Origin of the sequence: Anaerocolumna xylanovorans DSM 12503, from assembly GCF_900143645.1 — a bacterium.
Classification (GTDB): domain Bacteria; phylum Bacillota; class Clostridia; order Lachnospirales; family Lachnospiraceae; genus Anaerocolumna; species Anaerocolumna xylanovorans.
Genome location: NZ_FRFD01000005.1, coordinates 258530 through 279500, shown reverse-complemented (window position 1 = coordinate 279500; position 20971 = coordinate 258530). Strand labels below are relative to the sequence as shown.

Sequence of the window (20971 nt, the reverse complement as noted above, 5' to 3'; positions counted from 1 at the left end):
GAAAGAATCTATATGTGGCATCCTTTCATTTTTAAATTTTCTTTCACTCTAGTTCCCATGCATTTCGCAAGTTTACTTGCGAAACTGCTTAAATCAAAAGTGAAAAATGCTTTTTATTTTTCACATTAGTTCCCATGCATATATTGAATTATAAAACTGTGTGCACACAGCGGCATTTAGTTAGCTTTGACTAACTTCAAAATCTTAGCATACCGTTTTTTCTATGTCAATAGGAGCAGGCCAGACTTTAGAATCGGATTAGTCTTATCACATATTGGATTATAATTACCTCTATAGACCCATTGGAAAATATGATATAATAAGAGAAATTTGAAATGAGATAAGGAGGTTTATAATATGGCATATACACAGGAATATGAATTGGGATGGGGTGCATGGGCTGAAAGCTTTGGGTTTCCTGTTCACCGCCACAATCACTATGCCAATTATACCCTCCCCTCCAGTTGGAAAAACGGCTGGATCATGGAAGTTCATCCCGCACCAGGCCTTTTTGCTGCCAGTGCATGGTTCACTCCTGCCAAGACCTTGAATTATACCATGCACATTAACCGTCCCTGCTTATGGATTTTCTGCATTGACTGCGGTGATATCACTATTACTCAAAAAGGGAAGCCTGCTTATAAGCTGCTCCCCTTTAACCGCTTGTTTATCAATCCCTGTTCCCCGCTGCACATTACGATTCCCTCCGGTTCACATGCCTGTTTTACAAGTGTTCTGATATTTGATGATTTTATTGAGACTTTTCTTACTGCCAATAATATTTCCTATCCCATCCGGGTTGAGGATGCCAAGCTATGGAAACCGCAGCATGCAGGTCATCCCAATATCATGATGGTTCTGGAACAGATACGCTGGGGAATCCGCGGCAACAGAATGCCTGCACCTGCCTATCTGTGCAAGGCCATTGAGCTTCTTTGCCTGATCGCGCATAATGCCGAACAGGAAACGCATCTGCGCAGCCGCCGCCAGCACGTTACCTGGAATGATGAGGTGAAACTGTACCGTGTCAGCGACCGGATTGATATGGATCCTTTTAATCCCCCGGCCATAGAGGAGATGTGCAAATTGGCAGAAATGAGTGAAAGCAAGCTAAGGATTTCTTTCAAGAGTCTTTACGGGCTGACAATCTTCAATTACACACGGGAAGCCCTAATGAAACGTGCCATGCAGATGCTTGCCGATGATGAGTTGAATATTAAAAACATTGCCGCACTGTGCGGTTATGAAAATCCGGCCAAATTCACAGCTGTATTCAAGCAAGTCCATGGAATTACCCCCAGTGAATTCCGCAAGGGATTTGAGCTATGAATACAGCACCAGAAGGTGTCACTTTAGGAATGATTTGTTTTATAAATATATTAATTCCCGATTTTAAATGATTGAATGGAAATCTTTAAATCCGCAGCATTATTTTGCAGAATTTTAACAGCTTCATTTAATTTAGTTACAGCCTCTAGCTGCTGCTGTGTTGTTGCATCTACTTCCTCAGAAGCTGCTGATGTTTCTTCTGCAATTGCAGAAATACTTTCCATAGAATTCAGAGTATCAACTTTAGCCTTTTCCATATTGGATATACTTCCCATGATCTTATCTAATTTAACAGATAAATTATCAACATGTCCATTAATGTTGTTAAATAATGCTACTACATTCGTTAAACTTTCCTCAGATGTTCTGGAGATAGTCTCTGTTTGTTTTACAGTAACCACTGTCCTGGCGGTTTTCTTTTTTATATTATCAATAATTTCTTTAATCTCATTGGAAGCATCCATTGATCCTTTCGCCAGTTTTCCAATTTCATCTGCCACTACGGAGAATCCTCTGCCATGGATTCCTGCTCTGGCTGCTTCAATAGAAGCATTTAAAGATAACAGATTTGTCTGTTCAGCAATGGAATTCATCACATCTACGATTTCTGTAATCGTTTGAGACTCCTTGTCTAATTCTTCAATCTCCTGTATTGTTTCGTTAATAATAATCATATTAGCTCTCGTAGCTTTATTCAACTGATCGACTTTTTCTATACCATCTTTCACTTCAATCTTCGTGGCATTAGCAATCTCTTCAATAGCATATGTATTCTGATGCACTGTGTTAATTTTATCTGTAAGTTCATTTGTCTGTTTCAGACACTGTTCCGTATCGCCTGCCTGCAAAGATATGCCTTCTTGAATCTCTGTGATGGCATATGAAATATCTTTAGAAGATGTCAGCAGAAGCTCTGAGTTCTGATTAACATAATCTGCTGATTGAATCACCGAATTACCAACTTCAGATGCTTTCATTATGAGCACTCTCATATTTTTAACCATATTATTGATACTCTTTGATAAAACCTGAAATTCATCTTTTCTCTTTGTCTGGATATTTACAGTAAGATCACCTTCTGCAGCTAAAGTTAATTTTTTGATTATATTTTTAATTTCTCTGCTTATTCCTCTGGCAACTAATACCCCCATAACCAAAGCAATACTTGAAGCGATCAGTACAATAATAATTGTCAGTGCTTTAATTGAATCTGCTTTATCTGTTAAAGAAGCAGAAGGAATTAATGCGCATAGTAAAGCGCCGGTTTCTCCAACCTTCGAATAGATAAACAAATATTTACTTTTATTAAACTCTATGTAAGAATTTCCCTGGCTTTTTTCAGCTGTAATTGCCTCTTTGTAATATGATTTATCTGCAAATTGAAACTCTTTCGTTTTACCGTCAGGAGTGATTTCTCTTCCATCCGGTGATATAAATGCAACCATACTATTTGGCGGAAGATTTAGTGATTTCAGTGCATCTGTAATTATGTTCATTTTAACATCTATTATAATATAACCAATCTGTTTAAAAGAATCATTCACAAACTTGGTCGTTAGTGAAAAAGCATAATCACTTTTATCAATTTTTAAAGCTCCATCTATATAATTATGATACCCTGACCATAAACTGACCTTATCACTTTTATCGATTTGAATACCGTCTTCTGAAGCGGCAAATTCTTCATATGGTTTTTGATTCGCTCCAAAATGACTTTTTGATGTTATAGAATTTCCATACTTCGTCAAAAGCGATATAGTTCCTATATACCGGTCTGTAATTGCAGTTTTCTTCACCGTACCCGATACATTTTTATATATTTCCAGTTCTTTTATTACATCAGAGGTAAAATGGCCTGAATACAAGCGTGCTGCATCTGAATTATTGTTCAGTTGAGTAGCCTTATCTTCAATGTTACTTAAGATTACTTTGTAATAATCGCTCATTGAATTAAATGATGCAATATTAGCCTGCGTAAAGATTTGTATTAGTGACTTCGATGCATTAAGATAAGCTGTAATGCCTAATATTAAAATAAATAGTATCGGAACCAAGAAATACATCGTTAACTTTAGACGTATGCTATGCAATGCCGGCTTTTTTCTTCTATTTTTCAAATTTATTGATGCTTTCATTTCTTTTGCTCTTTTCATCATCAAATCATTACCAACTTTCTTAGTTGTCATCAACTATGTTTACTTTACTTTTAAACATATCTTATAGCAATAATATAATTGCTATGTTTTTTATATATCTTGTCACTTATTAGAAATAATGTCCCCGTGCCCCAATCCTCATCTTACCTGCTGCTTTTGTTGAAAGAAGCCGGGCCTGACAAAAAAAGAGCATAACCACAATGGGGTTATACTCTTTTTACATTCATTTCATCTGATTTATAATGCGCTGTATACTCTTTACGGACAGGAAATACTTCTCTGCTATCTCATTCCCTTTCATTCCTTTTTTGTAATCAAGGTAAATACTTCTATTCCGCTCTTTTAATTCCGTACGGATATTGGTATTCTCTCCCCAGTCTCTTCTGGCATTTTCTTTTCTTGGAATATAGATACATTCTCCGTCCACATAATTCTGAATCAGCTCAATAATTTCACTTGGCAGAATCTGCTCTGCTCTTCTATAGCCCATTGCGCCCTCCTAAAATAATTACTATTAGGATTAGCAGCGGCTACAACAATTTTATTTTCTAAAAATGCGATAGCCGATGCTACGCATTAATAACATGTCGTCTCATAAAAAAACCATGCCCTTTCCTGTACCTGCAAACTTTGGACCGCAGGCACAAATTTACGTATGAAAAATTCATCGCATTTTTCATACTCCCCCTTTATTACTTTTTGGGTATTCCTTTTGTAATTTTAACCCATATCTTTCATTTTGGCAAGGCTTATATGCGGCTTTTATTCCCGCATTTTCAAGGCATCTGCCATCTTGATCTTTTGAATCCTTTTTCGGTGCAATGCATTTACCGCAAAATAGGTGAGCATTCCTATCAATACGATTTCCCCATATTGGTATGGTTTTATATAGAATTCAAAATAGCCGTCCATTTTGATAAATACAAACTTCATGATTTGGCTCATGCAAAAAACATCAAGAGGAAGAGTTACAATCAGGGAAACCAATACCGTATAAGTAATAGAGTTTAAGTAAATCCTGTTTATTTCCTTGTCCTCATAGCCAAAAACCTTCATGAAAGAAATGGATATGGCATTCTTCTCTATTACAACCTTAGTTAAAATATACATTAATACCAGAAAGATAATAACAGACATCAGGAATATAATGTACTGCATAGGCCCCATGGATTTATCTATCTGCCTGCCAAGCTTTAGCATATCCTCCATTGTAATAACAGAAGCGGTATATTCTTTTGCAATCTTAAGTTCCGCATCCGAAAAATAGCCATTAAAATAAGTACTGTCCTTTCCGATAAGCCTGTTTAATTCCTCCCTTGACAAGAAGACAGAAAGTGCTCCGGCATATTCATAGGTCCCCAGTATCTTCTCTTTATAGGTCTTATCCTTAAATTTGTTGTACAGGGCAATGGTATCTCCGGTTTTCTTTCCCAGCTTTTTTAAAAGGTTTTCCGAGAGGTACACCCCTTCTGTATTATCTTTTACAGGCAGACCCTGAAAATAATTCGAGTTTTCCTGAATACCATAGACACTGACTTCAATATTTTCACCAGCCAGTTTATAATAGCTTTCCATAGAGGCAAAGGTAAACTTCTCCGGCTCCTTTTCTGAAAGAACTGCCGCATTTTGCTTCCCCTCTGCAGCTGTCTGGCTGCTTTTCTTCGTATAGTCCGCCGGTGCCTTTAGAATATATTGGTAGGAACTCTTTGCTGAATTCACAACATCCTTTTCATATTTATCAATGGTAGTTGTGATACACAATCCCCACATAAGTATGAAGCTTGCAAAAAATATTCCGACGAATAATACCAGATAATTGGATTTGTTCTGGAAGATAATCCGTAACCGGAAGCGGTTTAAAAAGGAGAAGTCCGGAAGCTTTACGGCACGCTTTCCCTTCTTGCCTTTTAATTCCTTCCGCAGAAACTGTAAGGGCGTTAAGGACATTTTCTTAAGCAGGAACAGATAGTTTATTACTAGCAGCAATATAACCGGTATTACCGTTGTATCCAGGAAAGCGTCCCCATTCCAAAAGGTATGGTAAGGCGGAAGACTGTAGCTTCCGTAGTACATGCCCTTCATGAAATTAACAATTGCCGTATACCCGATAAGATTTCCGCACAGCCCGCTGAATGCCGATATAATCAGTGGAGGCGCCATATAGTGGCAGATAAGTTCATGCTTTTTGTAACCCGAAGCCAGAAGCGTTCCAATAATGGGAGCTTCACTTTCAATGGTATTTCCTATTATCACGCTGAATACGAACCCCATAATAACAATGATTATGTACAAAAGAGTCTTCATCATGGGGATATCGGACCCCATATCATCTCCCACAAAGGAAATTGCCTGATTGTTTTCTGCCAGGGAATAATCCAGTACGACATTTGTTTTACTAATCTCTGCTATAATTTCATCGGATTTTTTATTTCTTCCCTCCTGTGAAAGAGCTTTATCCTGAAAATGAAAGGAATAATGATTTACCAGCTCTTTCCCCTGAAAATTCTGAAATGCCGTGTCTTTTACCACTGCCACTCCAAAAGTTGAAGCATCAAACATAATATCATTCCGGTTCTCAAAGAGGGCACTGTAGTCCGAAGCTGCTATGAAACCGGTGATTTTATAATCCTTTCCTGCAATTTCAATGGTATCCCCAATCTTTATTCCATGGTATTCTGCAAACAGGCGGTCAAGGGCTATCCCGGTATCTGTTTCCGGCATGGCGCCCTTCATTAGCTGTATCAGATTGATATCCTTTCTCTCATGGAGCAGCCTTAATGTTATGGCAGAATCAGAAGCCTCATGGTTTTTAGAAAATGTATCGGATAATTTATAATCCCTGTAAAAATCCTCATACACCTTAATACCAACCTTCTCTATACCTTTTAACGCGGTATCATCCAGGGAATAAGCCGTAATAAAGCCTCCATCTTCAATACTTGATTTCTCAAAATTATCATTATAAATATGTTTGGCACTTTCTGCTGCCACCAGAAATCCCGATACAAGTGCAATTACGGTAGCCATCATTAAGAATACTGCCAGATATCTGCCCAGATTGTGTTTAATTTCCCGCGGCAGTCTTTTATTTAACGGATTTTTCATGACTGCTGCCTCCCTACCATTCCAATTCTTTTGCACTGACTAAAACTTCATTCGTATATTCTTTCACAATCTTTCCATCATGCATCTTCATAACTTTATGGGCCATATTTTTAATGGCATCGTTATGGGTTACGATAATAATGGTATTGCCATACCGGCGGTTAATATCTTCAATAAGCTCTAAGATTTCCTTGGAAGTACTATAATCCAAAGCTCCTGTAGGTTCATCGCATAAAAGAAGTCCCGGATTCTTCACCAGTGCACGGCCAATGGCACATCTTTGCTGCTGCCCTCCTGAAAGCTGGTTCGGGAATTTATCCTTATGTTCCCAAAGTCCAAGCATCTTCAAAAGCTCATCCGTATTGAACGGTGACTTGCTAAGATAGGCACACACCTCTATATTTTCCTTTGCCGTTAAATCCGGTACCAGATTGTAAAACTGAAAGACAAATCCAAGATTCTCCCTTCGGTAGCCTGCTATCTGCTTTTCACTGCTTCCAGCCAGATTTAAGCCATTTACAATAATTTCTCCCCCGTCCATATGCTCAATTCCACCGATAATATTAAGCAGCGTGGATTTACCTGAACCTGACGGACCAAGGAGGACACATATCTGTCCTTTCTCGATATCCGTGTTGATTCCCTTTAGTACCTTAACGGCATTATCACCTTCTCCATACACCTTCTCTACATTTCTTAGTGTTAAATACATGCTTGGCTCCCATCTGCGTGCTTATTAGCACCCTTCAGGTGTGCTAAAGCACGCGTATAAAATCAAGGGGAGTGAACGATTTATCTTTCACTCTTTCCCTCGTTTCCGCGCTGCTTCCTACCATAAGTCTGAACGCCTTCATCCTCTGCCTGCGCTTATATTGTCAATGCTTTAACATTGTTATACAACATCATTTTTAAAATATCATCAATTATTTTCCTAAAAGGCCTTTATTGAGAAATATTATCATTCTCTTTATCTTTTCAGCCTGACTGTATTATAACAAAAATATGTTTCTTTATGCCTTCGCCATGGAGTTTTTATGGCTTAAATGGCAGAAGCTATAACCAGGTAAATACGAATTAAGAAATAGCTCGCTTTTATGTATTTACATCTGGCTTACAATGGGATAATATAAGGTGTAAAAATTCTATGCAGGTAAAGATACATTGAGTTTTACAGAATAACTCAGATGTGGCAATGAGCTATTTTTCAGAAGAATATGACCATAAAACAATGAATAAAGGACGGAATAGGATTCGTATATGGAAAATATGAAAAACACAGAAAATACCGGAAGTGTCATTATGGATGCTGAAGAAGAGAAAAAAGAACAGAGCTATCAAAAATTAGTTAGCATGATGAAGAGTCTGGAATGCATGCCTCCCACCTTTTCAAAATCAGAGATTTATTCAAGTACGGCAAATAAATTTTCCGAGCTGGCAGGCTATAAGGATAGCGATGAATACGTTACCCTATGTAAGCAGCTGGCCAGGCAGACAAATGATGAAGTCTTAAAGAAGCTCTATGAAAGCGCAAATGAAAAGAAACGCAGAGCTAAGAGTGCAACGGATTACCGTTCGGCTGCGGATGAGTTCCGCAAGGCCGGCGGCTTTCTGGATTCAGAAAATTTGGCGAATGAATGTGACCGCTTAGGCTCCCACCTCGAAAAGAAAGGGGCCGGAAAATTCTTCTTAGTCATAGGAGTAGTTATTCTTGGCATCCTTGCCATTATTCTTACGCTTGTTACCCCTGTCGTTAAATATAATGTGGCAAATGTCCTTTATAAGGCAGATTCTTATAAATATGCTCTGAAATTTTACAATCGGGCAGGTGATTATAAAGAGAGCAAGCAAAGAATTATTGTGTGCCAATACAATATAGGTCTGGATCTGGAGGAAAAGGATGATTATCTGGGAGCAAAGAGAGCCTTTGCAGCAGCCGGAGATTACAAGGACAGCGATGCCAAAAAAGTAAATGCACTGAAACAGTTTCTAAAGCATAGTGAGGCAGGAACTCTTGTCAAAATCGGCAAATACACCTGGAGAATTCTAGCTATTGAAGATAATCAGGTATTATTAATAAAGAAAAACGCTCTTAAAAAGAAGGCTTTTCATACCACACTGGAGGATGTAACGTGGGAGAATTCTACTCTTCACCAGTATCTCAATACAGACTTTTTGAATGACGCTTTTTCAAAGGAAGAGCAGAAGAATATTATCCACACGAAGGTAAAAAACAGTGATAATGCAACCTACGGCACTGATGGCGGAAAGGATACTCTTGACTTTCTATTCCTTTTAAGCATTGACGAAGCCAAACAGTATGAATCGATATTTAAAAATTTCAAAAACAATAGCTGGCTGCGTACACCGGGAGGCAATCCAAACAGCGCTGCTTTTCTTTCAGAAAAAGGCCTGATAATGGATTACGGTTATGCCGTAACAAGCGATGAGTTTTCCGCTGCACCGGCTATGTGGTTTAATCTTGATTAAGCTTAGGAAACATTATATTTCGTGAAGAATATGATACGTGTTTCACACCCCGGTTTATGCCATGGGAACGAAAGAAAGGGATTGCTGCAGAGTAATTTAAAATGCAGCAATCCCTTTTCTGTTATGCAAATTAGTTGTGTATTAGGCACGCTTTTATATTCAACCCATCGAAAGCAGTTCCTTCCCTTTTTGCAGCCGTTCATAGACCTGCGGATAAAAGTCCCTTTCTTTATCATACTTCATCAGGTAGAATAAGTTTAATATATACATATTGATATTCCTTATTGTCGTCTCATCCCCAGCTCTTTTTACCGCTTCTTCGGCATCATTCAGGAAATAATGCCAGTTGGTAAGAAATTTCTCATTCTTTTTAAGATCCTTTGTATCAATCCAATTGCTGACCTTAACCTTCGTCCGGCTGGTATTTGCACATTCATTTATTTGCAGAAAATACCGAAATCTATGGTTTTCATAAACTCTCCCCAAGGGAAATATTCTGCATATTCCCGGCCGGAAGCCATGAATGCTGCACCTTCCTTCATCATTTAAGAAAGAACACTGTTCCATAGCACCCTTCATCTTAAGATTGGGAAGAATGATACCATCTACCAGATTCAGTTCAATCTTATCCGCCAATAACTCTTCGAAGGTCTGGTTAAGATCTGTTGTAAGCTGATAGATATCGTAAGGATCAAGAATAATGGAATTTCCCATGCCATGACAGCAGGTAGCCTTTCCCATGCAGCCATTGCAGCTGACCTCTACAAGATCATCGGTATCATACAGATAACCGTCAGATATCTCATTAAGACTTATTTGCCTCTTCATCTTCTTTCTCTCCTGCTTTTCTCATATATTCCATGAGCTTTGGCTGTATCAGAGGGTATGTCCAATTGTCTGGCAGCTCCTCTGTTATTATTATTTCCTCTATCTCACTGTGCAGTTCGTTTTCAAATTCCTCGATTTCTGCATAGTAGAGCATGCCAAAGGACTCCTCGGCTCCAGCCTTTGCTACCGAATAGGCACAGACAGGGCGAATACTGTATGTAACCGCTCCTGTTTCTTCGTATAGCTCCCGCTTTGCCGTATCCAGAATGGCCTCACCCTCTTCTCTGTGACCACCCGGCATTTCATAGGTACTTCGCTCCCTATGCCTGCAAAAGACCCATTTCCCCCCGGTCTTTGCCATAATAACCGCGAACTTAAACTTTTCATCCGGGACCGTTTCATAGAATCTAACTTCTGGCATTATGCAGCTTCCTCCCTTTTTAAGTGTACTGATACATCCAATTATAACACAGGGAATTTATAAATCAAACAAGCTTAACTGTACGCCTGCCTGCTTGTCTTCATATAAATGCATATAGTCAAATAACTGCTTTGTACCGCAGACAATTCTCTGCTTCCTGCACTCACGCCTTACAAGGTCCGCGAGATTTTTATTATTCGGTGAGAATATTTCATAGTCATTTCCATAGGTCTTTCTGTACTTCTCCTTCATGCCCGGAAAATGCTCCTCCAGCTTTTGATAAAAGTACTGCCTGTCACCATCCCTCAAGGTTACTCCAATATGAAAAAACAGAATCCCATAAACCTTTGCTTTTATGCAATAATCTAAGATTCCCCGTATATTTTCCTCCGTATCATTGATAAAGGGAAGTATCGGAGTCATCCAGCAAACCGTGGAAATCCCCTCTTCCTTCATAATATTAAGCACCTCTGCCCGCCGCTTTGTCGTACAGACATTTGGTTCTAAGATTTTGCAAAGTTCCTCGTCATACGTAGTTAATGTCATCTGGACAACGCACTTTGACTTCTTATTAATACTTCGCAGCAAATCCAAATCCCTTAAGATCAAATCGGATTTCGTCTGGATGGCCAGTCCAAATCCATACTCATCAATCAATTCCAGGCACTGTCTTGTCAGTTGCAGCTTATTCTCTATAGGAAGGTACGGGTCACTCATGGCCCCTGTGCCAATCATACATTTCTTTCGCTTACTCCTTAATGCTTTTTCCAATAATTCCACCGCATTGGATTTGACTTCAATATCCTCAAAATCATGCTGTATCTGATAGCAGGTACTTCTTGCATCACAGTAAATACAGCCATGGGTACAGCCTCTGTAGATATTCATGCCGTTCTGGGCAGATAAGATAGACTTCACCTCTTTCTCATGCATGTTCCGCCTCCTTTCCGTAAGAATCATTTTTACTTATATTTCTCTGCAATTTTTTCCAGCGACAAAGTGAATTCCGCCCGCAGTTCTTCGGGCTTTATAATTTCTACGCTGTCCATAAAGCCCAGCAGATATCGAAACAGTGACTCCTTATCCCACCACACAAACTCAAGATATATCCTGCCGTCTTCCTTCTTTTGCATTTTCTCTGTATCAAATTCCTCCATCAGCCTCCACTTAACAGATTCCTCAAAAGCTGCCGTTATCCTAAGGCTTTCCTTGTTAAATGCCTCCATCCCCGTATCTACGGGCTCTTCTACCTTCCTTGGCTCAAAGCACTCTTCCAATACTTCAATTTCATCCATCCGCCCTAATTTGAATAAGCGGAATTCTTCCCTTAACCGGCAAAATCCCCAGATATACCATGCCTGCCAGCGAAATAGCAAAAGATAGGGTTCTATTATCCTTATACTGTCCCCACTGGGAGCAAAATACCTGATAGATACCAGTTTATGGCCTTCGATTGCCCCCTGGAACAGCTCTATCTTTGGTGCCAGGGACTTGGTGTTCCAATTTGAGAGGTCAAGGAGTATATGGTTATTGTTTGAGAGAATATCTGAATTATTTACAGACAGCTTATCCATTAGCCTCTGATACTTATTTCCTCCCGATATACTATCAAGGCTTTGCAGTCCCTTTAAGACCGCCTGCATTTCTGTGGTGGTAAGAAGTGTCCGATCCATCTTATACCCGTCCATAATTGAAATGCCGCCATCAATACCTTGCCTGGTAACAATAGGAATCCCCGCTTTACAAAGGTCCTCTACATCTCTGTGAATCGTTCTCCGTGAAACCTCAAACTTCTCTGCAAGTACCGGAGAAGTCACCTTTTCCTGCTGCAAAAGAATTGATAAAATTCCAATTAGCCTGTCAATTTTCATTCATACCTCCACATACGAAAGGCGGACCTAAGGTACTGCCGCAATATAGCTTCTTTATGCTTTATTATACCCATTAAATCAAGACAGCTATATGTCATGTTTTATCATTATATCAAACAAACTGGTCTGGTGCTCCTTTATGGACTTCACTGCCCTTTCCGTTATCCGGTCTTCTGCAGTTGCTCTTCCGCACAAAAGCGGTGAATTCACATCATAAACAGCAGTATTTGCCTTTATCCTCTCATTGCTGTCATTGGCATAACAATATTTACAGCCATTCAAACAAGTATTGTATGCTCCGATTTCAACACTTTCAATACAGCCGCATTCTGCTCTCTGATTCTTATCCTTCTCTGCTTTTATCGTGTACCCTGTAATTTGCTCTATCAATTCTTTATCAATACAGCTGCTATGCTTTATACCGCAGGCAGATAAGTCAATTCTTTCCGCACAGGTCTCAATTTGCATATTATTACTTTTAGCAATGCAGGCTAAGCGAGAAGCAAAATTTAAAATATCAGCTGTATTAATATCCCTTGTCCCTATTTCGTTCATACTCTTTTTGATTTTGGCATACAAGTCAACAAAGCTGATAACCACCCTGCCGCAATATCCATTTAACGCAGAAGCAATCTCATTAAATGCTTTTATATGATAATCCTCTGAATATTTATCAGTAATAATGATTGGATCGTATCTCCATATGACTTTTTCTTTTCCAATCTTAGCTGAAAGCTGTTGAAAAACCGGAATCATTTTTTCCCTCTTATGAGGTAAATAAGGCTCGATGTCTTTTCCATATCCGGTAAGTGTAAATTGAAAATAGTATTTATATCCTTTCAGCTGCTCTAATTTATCCAGCATAGATTCGGGGTTTTTCGTCCAGAAAACAATACAATCCACTACCTCCGGAGAGATGTCTATTTTACTGACTTGATGTTGATTCATTGGATTTCTCACATACAAATAGCCTTCTTTTATTCTGTTTAAAAACCATTCCGAATAGTAATTGGGTATGTCTGTCCGTCTGCTGGCACTTAATATCACTTTTCTGCTTCCTTTCATAAATTAAAACCAGGACTGCTGTACTTAAATCAGAGCATCCTGTATTTTCTCTTTATTTCTCTTAACAAAAGAAAATAAATCGGCAGAGCCTTTTGCTGATTTTTCATCTCCCGTTCCTAAAAAATACGCTGTAAACAATAATTCTATATTTTGCATTACGCAGATAATTGCATTCCTTTCAACATCTAACAAGATGGCAATGGAATCATACCCCTTAATTACCTGCCGTATTATTTCATACCATCTTTCCTCTTCAACACGGTTATTATCTCCCTCAAGAAGAAGCCCTAACAAGAAATAGCATAAATCAAATATACGTATATTGCTTTGGCTTAAATCAAAATCAATATATCCGGAAAATACTCCATCATCAAAAAGAAAGTTTCCCAAATGCACATCCCGGTGAATCAACTGTTTGGGCAAATCATCATAAACTTCTGCCAGCTCATTGATCGAATCCTTTATATCATTCATTTCCAAATACTCTACTTTAAATTTGGAGAAATTCTCACTTACCCACCCATTCATCTCCTCAAGTATGCTGCCATTCCAACAGCTTATATGCTCTTCGCACGTCTGGAATGCAATATGAAGTTTCGCCAGTATTGTCCCAAACTCAAAAAACCACCTATCATCACATTCATTCAGGTTAACAATATTCTTTCCTTTCAGCTTTGTTGTAAGTATATAAAATTCCTTGCCATTCTCTGAGTAGTCCCTTCCGTCCGGCAGTTTGATAATCTTCGGAACAGGGATTCCTGCCTCATAAAGAGTTTGCATCATTACAATATTTCTCTGCAGTGTGGTTGGATCATCATAAACTTTCAACACATACGAATTATTAATATCCCATGCTGAATGATATATCTGAACAGGCGTACTCTCTATATTCCATTCTTTGATTAATTTCTCTGTCATATTACCCCCCATGCATTTCACACTACACCCATGCATATCGCAAGTTTACTTGCGATACTGCTCAAATAGAAAGTGAAAAATACATGGTATTTTTCACACTAATCCCTTATAGACTCTCTGCCAGTCAGTTTTTCCCCAAGATGGTTTTGCCCAACTTTCCGTAAAACAAGCTGTATAGGGTACATTTTTCTTCATTGATGTCTGCATTTTCATTCGTTACAAATATAAAAAAGCCCAAGGGAGAGCCCCCCGAAACGCTTCCATTTTGTTTTAATGCATCCTTCATAAAATGCATGTGGTTTGTGAATATAGCGTACAAAGAAACAGAAGCCTAAAAATGTCTGAAGAAATCCCCATGTACATTGAAACAAAATGTAAAGGAGTACCCAAACTTTCTTTTTCATCTATCGGCTGCTCCCTTCCCCTCCGTTACCGCTTTCTATCGCATAAACCAATCTATTTCGCATTATTTAAAATATTCATAATACTCTTCATCTGAATCGCATTTAAGTAATATGCCACTTTTAAAATAAGACAGTGTACTCATATCATCGCTGTCTACAATAATCTTCATATTGGGATTGAAACCTATATTTTTACTATAATCTTTATATATTGAATTGATCGAATTTTTGAGGTGCTCATATAAATCCTTATCCTCTGTGTTATTTAACACGATCTTTAAAATAATATAGCCGCCTCTGTCCTTTTTCAATTTTAAGTTTTTCTCTATAAATTCATAAATATTATATAACTTAACACCTTTTTTATTATTAACCAGCCATTTTGCCCATTCGTCAGAATCGTTATAGTTGTTTTGTTTTCGCTCCGTATTTGATAAAGACTCGTAGTCGGTCAAAATATATACTTCATTTAAATCGGAATATTCTTCTATGGAATCAGAAATATCCTCCGCCATAATCTCCGTCATTTTATTATAGACATTAGCAGCCATTGTGTATGTGTAACCCGAGTATCTTGTATTTAACTCAAAGGTATCCTCATCTCCGTTACTATCAGTAAAATATATTGTATTGACCACATATTTCGATGTTCCCCCCAAAGCATTATTAGAAGATTGCATTTCAGAGGTGTATCTCCAATCTTTACTCTGAAAAGTATAATCCAAATAACTTTTTTGGGACTTCAAATAATTATCACCTTGGTCTGCGCATCCTGTCAATGTTAGTGAGAACAGTATAGTTATCATAAAACACAGCAAATATCCTGCCTTTTTGCCTGTTTTACATTTTATCTTTTGCTTCATTGCAACTCCCCTTATAAATTACCCTCTGTATTTATTGTAAATTATACCTTATTCTATGATAACATGTAATTAAATAAAATGATACAATTGAATAGCGTCATATCATTTCAGTATCTATAAGATAACGGTTATTGTAATACCTAAATATCTTTTATCCTATCTATCCATTATCTTACATAACAGAACATCAATGAAATAAGCGGCGGCACAATAAAAAATCATCCCATAGAAAAAGGCGGCATTATGTACCCCACTTAGGTAATAAAATGGCGGCAGCAGGTACTGTATCAGCCTGAATCCCCTGATTGCAAAAAAGACCGGACACAGCACAAACATTCCCATCATCAGAAATGGGATGCATGCCCCCATTCTCTTTAACGTTCTGCATAGCCTTCGCAGCAGATTGCAAAATCCTGCTGACATCAGGATGTATCCGCCCATCAGCAGCAATTCCTTCTTCCATGTCATAAAGATGCCGGAAAAGTAAAGTGCCAGCAAAACCGCTGTGCCGGCATACAACATAGCCGTTACCTGGTATCCATAAATAAACAGCTGCCTCTTTGCCGCAGGCAGCCAGGAAATGATACCCATTTCCTCATCCTGCAGATAATACATAGTAGAAGCAATACCGCACAGAATAACAATAAGTGCCAGCATTCCTCTAAGAGGCGCCGTAAGATAGTTCAACTCTTCTGCCTCTTCTGTAGATTCCGTCGGATTTACAAAGGCAAAACGAAAAAGGGAACCCTCCACATCAGTAGCTCTATAATCTCTCTCCAACTCTTCCTCTGTTATCTCAATTCCCTTCATCAAATCATTGCGAATAAAATTCTGGTATAAAGAATAAGAAATATAAGAATACAATGCTCCATAAAGTTTCTCTCTGGACAACTGCAAAGGTACATTATCTTCCCGTTCCACAATACTTATCAACGGTTCTTCCGAAAGATTGTCTGCCGTATAAGTGTCCAGTCTATCCTGCATCTGCTCCTTGAATATCCATGCTGCATCTGCTTTACCTTCTCTGACAATTTCATAGGCTTCCTCTATGGAAGAACCCAGGATATAACGCAAAACTCCTCTGTTTTCTACCAAATCCGAAACAATTTTTGAAGACAGTTTATCCTCTTTATCCTCCTGGCACAGCAGAATAGTCAGCATCCCACTCTCCTGCCTGGACACCGTTTTCATTGCCAGCACTAAAATTGGCACTGCACAAAGAAGCAGAAAAAAGCTGTATTTTTTCATAAGACGCTTACTTAGCAAATAATACCATACTAAAAGTCTCCGCATTCTTCCCATGTTGTCTCTCCCTAGCCTTTTCCTATTTTCCGCTTTCTAACCAGAACAGCAAGTAATAAAAAGAAAGTCAGATATAGCAGTATAACAGCAAGTTTCCCCAAAGCAGTCTGTGAAATCAGACAGCTATCCATGTATTTCAGCGCGACTCCCGTAGGGAGCACCCCTGCCAGTTTCTCAATACTTTCCGGAAAAAAGTACAATGGATAAAAACATCCCGATAAATAACCCAGACATACGGAACACAAAAACTGCAGCAGAATACCACTGACCATTCCGGAGACTGTTTCATACAGCCATAATTGAAATGCAGAAAGCATTGCCGCTACAGGAACTATCCTTATTATAAAATATAATAGGACTGCTCCCTCCTTACCCTTCCATTCCGGTATCTGAAAACCCGTCATTTTCATACCAATTTCCAGAATCACCGCTATACAAAACAGACTTGCCAGCATAAGTGCCAGATATGCCAGATATTCTCCGAACACCTGGCAGGCGGCGCCTTGCCCCCTTGCTGCCAGCAGCCTGGGCAGCGCTGCATCCTTCCTGATAAGCAGGGATGCGCCGTTAATCCCCCACAATAGCAGAAAAAACAAAATAATACTGCACACATAATATCCCATCATGGATAACTGGTTGGATACCCCTATGATTTTCAATTCATAGAGGCTTGCCCGATTTAAAATAAAATTAATATACCGCAGATTCATGTCATCCGTAGCTTTTCCCAGTCTATCCTGCATATTATTTTCTTTCACAAATTTCCGCATACCATAAATGGCATTTTGCGACTCTGTAAGCAAACTGGATATGGTCTCTGCCAGTTCATTCATTATAATCGTACCCAATCCCACAGAACCACTGGAAGTAACATAGGTAATCTGCTTATTCTCACCCCAGGCAATGGAATCCATAAAACCATCCGGTATACTGACATAGGCTGAAAGTTCCCCTGCGTTTAACCCTGCGATGGCTTCCTTCTCTGTCATAGGCTGAAACTCTACTGCGAAACGGGAAGAATCCATATTCTTTATGGCATAAATTCCAAAGCCTAAATAGGAATCCGAAAGATCTCCCACAAGGCCTATTTCTACCTTTTGTTTTTCCTCACCAGAAGCGTCTGTCTCTAACAATAAATGTGCCAAAAGTACCATGCTTCCGGTCAATAACAGTGTCATCAACAATATGGATGGGAAAGTTTTTCCCATCCTTTTCAGCTGTATCCAAAGATATATCAAAAAATTTTCCATTAAACTGTTCCCTTACAGTATTCCCACCAGGCGATGCACATTGCCGTCATAATTGTAAGGCATCAAATGCCCTTCCTTCAATATATACCATTTGTCGCACAATTCCAGTTCCTGTACATCATGCGTAGTCAGCAGTATACAGCCGCCATGGGCCTTAAAATCCTTCAGATAATTGTAAATACGTTCCTTGCATATCAGATCCAAAGCTGCTGAAGCCTCATCTAATAATAAAACAGAAGGTTGTCTGGCCACAGAACAGCCGATAGACAGTCTCTTCTTCATTCCTCCGGACATCTTACGCACCGGCGTTTTGATGAATTCATCAATTCCAAGCATTGACAATACTCCATCCGATAATTCTTTTTTCAACTCGCCTCTGTCATACCAGAGCAAAAGATTGTCCCATGCTGTTAATTCTTCCAAAAGGGGGCTGCCCTGAGGTACATAGCCTACCAGCTGTGCCCTCAGCTTTGTATCTTGCAGCAGATTCTTACCCTGCCAGAGGAATTCTCCCTCATCCCCCCTCTGGACTCCCGCCAGAATGGAAAGCAACGTAGATTTACCACAGCCATTGCAGCCTAAAATCCCCACGCAGCTTCCTTCCTGTATGGTAAATGAAATATCCTGTAATACCATTTTCTTTTTGTATTTTTTTTGAATATTGCTAATCTCTATCATTTTAGTACCAATAATATGGCAATACGTCATCCATGTTTATATTCCTAAGTTCATCTATCCACTCAGACGGAAGATCTGTGTTACTCAATTTATCAAGGAATCCATTCCAATCAAAGGTATCTGTCCATCCACTGACATCATACTCATCATCTGTAAAAACGACCTTACTGTCATCCGGCAGATTTATCTTCTTCCCGCTTCCAGTATTGGCGGATATCATCAGGATCCCCCAAAGTTTATTGTTCTCTAACAATGACAGCTTGGTACTGGCAGAATCCTTTTTCATAGATACATCCATCTTCAGTGCCATATCTTTTATATAAGAAGATATATCATAAGTGTCTGCCATAGAAAAAACCTTACTTATCTGAGAAGATGGCTTTACAGTAAAAGTACCATTAACATAACCATCCCTCATATTTTCAGCATCAAAATCTTTTACATTTATATCTATCAACCCATCGCCATTATATGTCGCTTCAAAATCACCATCTATCTTACTGCCGGAACGCTTACCGCTGCCCGACAGGCTGTAGGTATTGTCCTCGTATTTTACAGATGCTTCAAAACCAAAGTTCTTGCCTTTCTCTGGCATGAGTACTTCTATCTTTCCGTCATCAAATTCGATACTTCTTCCCTTAATCTCACCCTTGCTGTCAACCCATACCGTCATATTCTGCAAGCCTTCATATGCACTTAATTCATCTATGTTTTCCAAAGAATCTTTAATCCCATCCTGGAAACTCTCATATAAATCCTCTGAATCCCCATATTCAGAATTCATATCTTCATATACAGAATCCAGTTTTTTAATGATATCTTCCAGTTCCTTGTCATCTTGCATAGTCTTCAGAATTGCTTCCGTCATATCTCTGATGGTATCTCCATCAATCTTTATCTCTAACACTGTCAGCTTCTGGGTAATCCCTTCTTCACTCAATGTTGCACTGCTCTTTTTCACATCATCTACATAGCTCATTGCAAGGGAAAAGTATTTATTCAACAGCTTGTTTACTTCATCTTTATCAGGACAGCTGTCATACATCTTTTTCATCATATCCAGAGATTTGAACAGTTCATCCATATCACTAAGCTTCATGCCCAGGTACTTCTCGGTCAGCTCTGGCAGCTGCAAATATGCAATTTCCTTTTCCAAATCCAAAGTCGCATCACCACTAATCAGCTTATCCCCGTTAACAGTCAGCTTCATATTGGTATTCAGAAGATTATCCTTTACCGAAGCATCAAAGGAAATGCCTGCTTTCTTCAGCCAAGACACATCAATGCCCTGTGTCCCTAACATATTGAGGGCATCCTGGCCTTTCTCACCCAATTCCAGATTTATTTCACCACTAGCGCTCCTATCATACCAATGAAATGATTCTCTCACATTACTGTCATATAAAGAGGCTACTACAGAAAATGTATCCTCCATTGATTTTGCCTCTACGTACTGATAATATTTTTCCGGTGAAGAAAATGTACTTATGGCAAAATTTTGAATAGCAGCTGCATTGGCCACTCCACCTATAAGCAGTAAAACGACTGCTGCCGCAACGATAATTATTGCCTTCTTTCCCCTGAACTTTATACCTTTTCGTTTACCCGGCAAAACTTCAGAGGAAATCCCCTGATTTGCCGCAGAATTATACCCGGCTGCCGCGGAATTATATCCAGCCGCTGCTGAATCATATGCTGCCGCCGCAGGGTCATAAGCTTCCCCCGCAGGATCATAAGCTTCTGCCGCAGGATTATAAGCAGCCGCTGCAGGATCATAAGCTTCCGGCTGCTCCGCATTCTCTGTCCCTTCCACTGGCTGAACATTATTTTGGTCTTCCGGCTGACTATCTCTCTCAATACGATATCCGCATTTCGTACAGAATTTACTCGTATCTTGTACTGCACTTCCACAATTTCTACAAAACATATCTTTTCTCCTCCCAAATTCCTATCTGTAATTGTCACAGAATCCCAGCCTACCATCTCTATCTTTTCACATGGTTTTATATTAGATAAGAAAGAGTCTGGCTTGCCAGACTCTGGCGCTGATGCGCCGTCACGCAGTGACAACTTCTTTGGAACAGCAAGCTTGCTGTAATACTGCTGAAATTAAGTACAACTTAGTATTATTTAACCTTGCAAAACTGATTTTGTCAATATATAACTGCAAAAAACTACATTTTACCTTATTTTTTGCAAAATAATTATTTTGCTATATGTAAAAACATCAGGAGTGCAGCATCATTCGGCGTGTCACTCCCTGGAAAAACTTAACTGAAAGCAAAGAAAAACCC

17 protein-coding genes are annotated in these 20971 nt (G+C 39.0%); 2 read left to right on the top strand and 15 right to left on the bottom strand.

What is annotated here, in order from left to right:
* The first annotated feature begins 357 nt into the window (after positions 1–357).
* A complete protein-coding gene (locus tag BUF11_RS09655) occupies positions 358–1329 on the top strand; it encodes a helix-turn-helix transcriptional regulator (protein WP_139243366.1) in 972 nt (323 codons plus the stop codon).
* 50 nt (positions 1330–1379) lie between these two features.
* Here BUF11_RS09655 and BUF11_RS09650 read toward each other — a convergent pair whose 3' ends face one another.
* From BUF11_RS09650 to BUF11_RS09635, 4 genes are all read right to left on the bottom strand, one after another.
* Positions 1380–3515, bottom strand: a complete 2136-nt coding sequence (locus BUF11_RS09650) for a methyl-accepting chemotaxis protein (RefSeq protein WP_084558574.1) — start codon at positions 3513–3515, stop codon at positions 1380–1382.
* Positions 3516–3708: 193 nt separating this feature from the next.
* Complete coding sequence (locus tag BUF11_RS09645; RefSeq protein WP_073588630.1) at positions 3709–3975, bottom strand: CD3324 family protein; 267 nt, start codon at positions 3973–3975, stop codon at positions 3709–3711.
* Between the two features lie 272 nt (positions 3976–4247).
* Positions 4248–6590, bottom strand: a complete 2343-nt coding sequence (locus BUF11_RS09640; RefSeq protein ID WP_073588629.1) for an ABC transporter permease — start codon at positions 6588–6590, stop codon at positions 4248–4250.
* Positions 6591–6603: 13 nt separating this feature from the next.
* Positions 6604–7302, bottom strand: coding sequence for an ABC transporter ATP-binding protein (locus BUF11_RS09635; RefSeq protein WP_073588628.1), 699 nt, complete (start codon positions 7300–7302; stop codon positions 6604–6606).
* Between the two features lie 545 nt (positions 7303–7847).
* Between BUF11_RS09635 and BUF11_RS09630 the strand changes: the two genes are divergently transcribed.
* On the top strand, positions 7848–9077 hold the full coding sequence (locus tag BUF11_RS09630; protein ID WP_073588627.1) for a DUF6273 domain-containing protein: 1230 nt from the start codon (positions 7848–7850) through the stop codon (positions 9075–9077).
* Positions 9078–9236: 159 nt separating this feature from the next.
* Here BUF11_RS09630 and BUF11_RS09625 read toward each other — a convergent pair whose 3' ends face one another.
* The 11 genes from BUF11_RS09625 to BUF11_RS09575 form a co-directional block, all read right to left on the bottom strand.
* A complete protein-coding gene (locus BUF11_RS09625; protein WP_073588626.1) occupies positions 9237–9905 on the bottom strand; it encodes a YkgJ family cysteine cluster protein in 669 nt (222 codons plus the stop codon).
* Positions 9883–10326 carry an NUDIX hydrolase gene (locus BUF11_RS09620; protein WP_073588625.1) on the bottom strand — a complete coding sequence of 148 codons (444 nt, stop codon included), beginning with the start codon at positions 10324–10326 and terminating at the stop codon, positions 9883–9885. The genes BUF11_RS09625 and BUF11_RS09620 overlap by 23 nt, the downstream gene beginning before the upstream one ends.
* Before the next feature lie 57 nt (positions 10327–10383).
* Positions 10384–11259 carry an SPL family radical SAM protein gene (locus BUF11_RS09615; protein ID WP_073588624.1) on the bottom strand — a complete coding sequence of 292 codons (876 nt, stop codon included), beginning with the start codon at positions 11257–11259 and terminating at the stop codon, positions 10384–10386.
* 29 nt (positions 11260–11288) lie between these two features.
* Positions 11289–12197: a helix-turn-helix transcriptional regulator gene (locus tag BUF11_RS09610; protein ID WP_073588623.1), complete on the bottom strand. Its 909-nt coding sequence runs from the start codon at positions 12195–12197 to the stop codon at positions 11289–11291.
* Between the two features lie 87 nt (positions 12198–12284).
* Entirely contained in the window at positions 12285–13244 is a 960-nt protein-coding gene (locus BUF11_RS09605; RefSeq protein ID WP_073588815.1) for a DUF1848 domain-containing protein, read from the bottom strand.
* 42 nt (positions 13245–13286) lie between these two features.
* Positions 13287–14180: a phosphotransferase gene (locus BUF11_RS09600; RefSeq protein ID WP_073588622.1), complete on the bottom strand. Its 894-nt coding sequence runs from the start codon at positions 14178–14180 to the stop codon at positions 13287–13289.
* Positions 14181–14646: 466 nt separating this feature from the next.
* The gene (locus BUF11_RS09595; protein ID WP_073588621.1) at positions 14647–15447 is read right to left on the bottom strand and encodes a hypothetical protein; all 801 of its coding nucleotides are present in this window, start codon (positions 15445–15447) and stop codon (positions 14647–14649) included.
* A gap of 156 nt (positions 15448–15603) precedes the next feature.
* Positions 15604–16749: an ABC transporter permease gene (locus BUF11_RS09590; protein ID WP_073588620.1), complete on the bottom strand. Its 1146-nt coding sequence runs from the start codon at positions 16747–16749 to the stop codon at positions 15604–15606.
* 11 nt (positions 16750–16760) lie between these two features.
* On the bottom strand, positions 16761–17999 hold the full coding sequence (locus BUF11_RS09585; RefSeq protein WP_073588619.1) for an ABC transporter permease: 1239 nt from the start codon (positions 17997–17999) through the stop codon (positions 16761–16763).
* A 12-nt stretch (positions 18000–18011) separates the two neighbouring features.
* Positions 18012–18707 (bottom strand): ABC transporter ATP-binding protein, encoded by a 696-nt coding sequence (locus BUF11_RS09580; RefSeq protein ID WP_242952352.1) that lies wholly within the window; start codon positions 18705–18707, stop codon positions 18012–18014.
* Positions 18679–20604: a zinc-ribbon domain-containing protein gene (locus tag BUF11_RS09575; protein ID WP_073588618.1), complete on the bottom strand. Its 1926-nt coding sequence runs from the start codon at positions 20602–20604 to the stop codon at positions 18679–18681. Before BUF11_RS09575 ends, BUF11_RS09580 begins: the two co-directional genes overlap by 29 nt.
* Positions 20605–20971 lie beyond the last annotated feature (367 nt).

What these genes read in the sequence shown, in the direction of transcription:
- BUF11_RS09655 (WP_139243366.1), top strand. Translation starts at nt 358, where the DNA reads ATGGCATATACACAGGAATATGAATTGGGATGGGGTGCATGGGCTGAA.
- BUF11_RS09650 (WP_084558574.1), bottom strand. Translation starts at nt 3,515, where the DNA reads ATGACAACTAAGAAAGTTGGTAATGATTTGATGATGAAAAGAGCAAAA.
- BUF11_RS09645 (WP_073588630.1), bottom strand. Translation starts at nt 3,975, where the DNA reads ATGGGCTATAGAAGAGCAGAGCAGATTCTGCCAAGTGAAATTATTGAG.
- BUF11_RS09640 (WP_073588629.1), bottom strand. Translation starts at nt 6,590, where the DNA reads ATGAAAAATCCGTTAAATAAAAGACTGCCGCGGGAAATTAAACACAAT.
- BUF11_RS09635 (WP_073588628.1), bottom strand. Translation starts at nt 7,302, where the DNA reads ATGTATTTAACACTAAGAAATGTAGAGAAGGTGTATGGAGAAGGTGAT.
- BUF11_RS09630 (WP_073588627.1), top strand. Translation starts at nt 7,848, where the DNA reads ATGGAAAATATGAAAAACACAGAAAATACCGGAAGTGTCATTATGGAT.
- BUF11_RS09625 (WP_073588626.1), bottom strand. Translation starts at nt 9,905, where the DNA reads ATGAAGAGGCAAATAAGTCTTAATGAGATATCTGACGGTTATCTGTAT.
- BUF11_RS09620 (WP_073588625.1), bottom strand. Translation starts at nt 10,326, where the DNA reads ATGCCAGAAGTTAGATTCTATGAAACGGTCCCGGATGAAAAGTTTAAG.
- BUF11_RS09615 (WP_073588624.1), bottom strand. Translation starts at nt 11,259, where the DNA reads ATGCATGAGAAAGAGGTGAAGTCTATCTTATCTGCCCAGAACGGCATG.
- BUF11_RS09610 (WP_073588623.1), bottom strand. Translation starts at nt 12,197, where the DNA reads ATGAAAATTGACAGGCTAATTGGAATTTTATCAATTCTTTTGCAGCAG.
- BUF11_RS09600 (WP_073588622.1), bottom strand. Translation starts at nt 14,180, where the DNA reads ATGACAGAGAAATTAATCAAAGAATGGAATATAGAGAGTACGCCTGTT.
- BUF11_RS09595 (WP_073588621.1), bottom strand. Translation starts at nt 15,447, where the DNA reads ATGAAGCAAAAGATAAAATGTAAAACAGGCAAAAAGGCAGGATATTTG.
- BUF11_RS09590 (WP_073588620.1), bottom strand. Translation starts at nt 16,749, where the DNA reads ATGGGAAGAATGCGGAGACTTTTAGTATGGTATTATTTGCTAAGTAAG.
- BUF11_RS09585 (WP_073588619.1), bottom strand. Translation starts at nt 17,999, where the DNA reads ATGGAAAATTTTTTGATATATCTTTGGATACAGCTGAAAAGGATGGGA.
- BUF11_RS09580 (WP_242952352.1), bottom strand. Translation starts at nt 18,707, where the DNA reads ATGACGTATTGCCATATTATTGGTACTAAAATGATAGAGATTAGCAAT.
- BUF11_RS09575 (WP_073588618.1), bottom strand. Translation starts at nt 20,604, where the DNA reads ATGTTTTGTAGAAATTGTGGAAGTGCAGTACAAGATACGAGTAAATTC.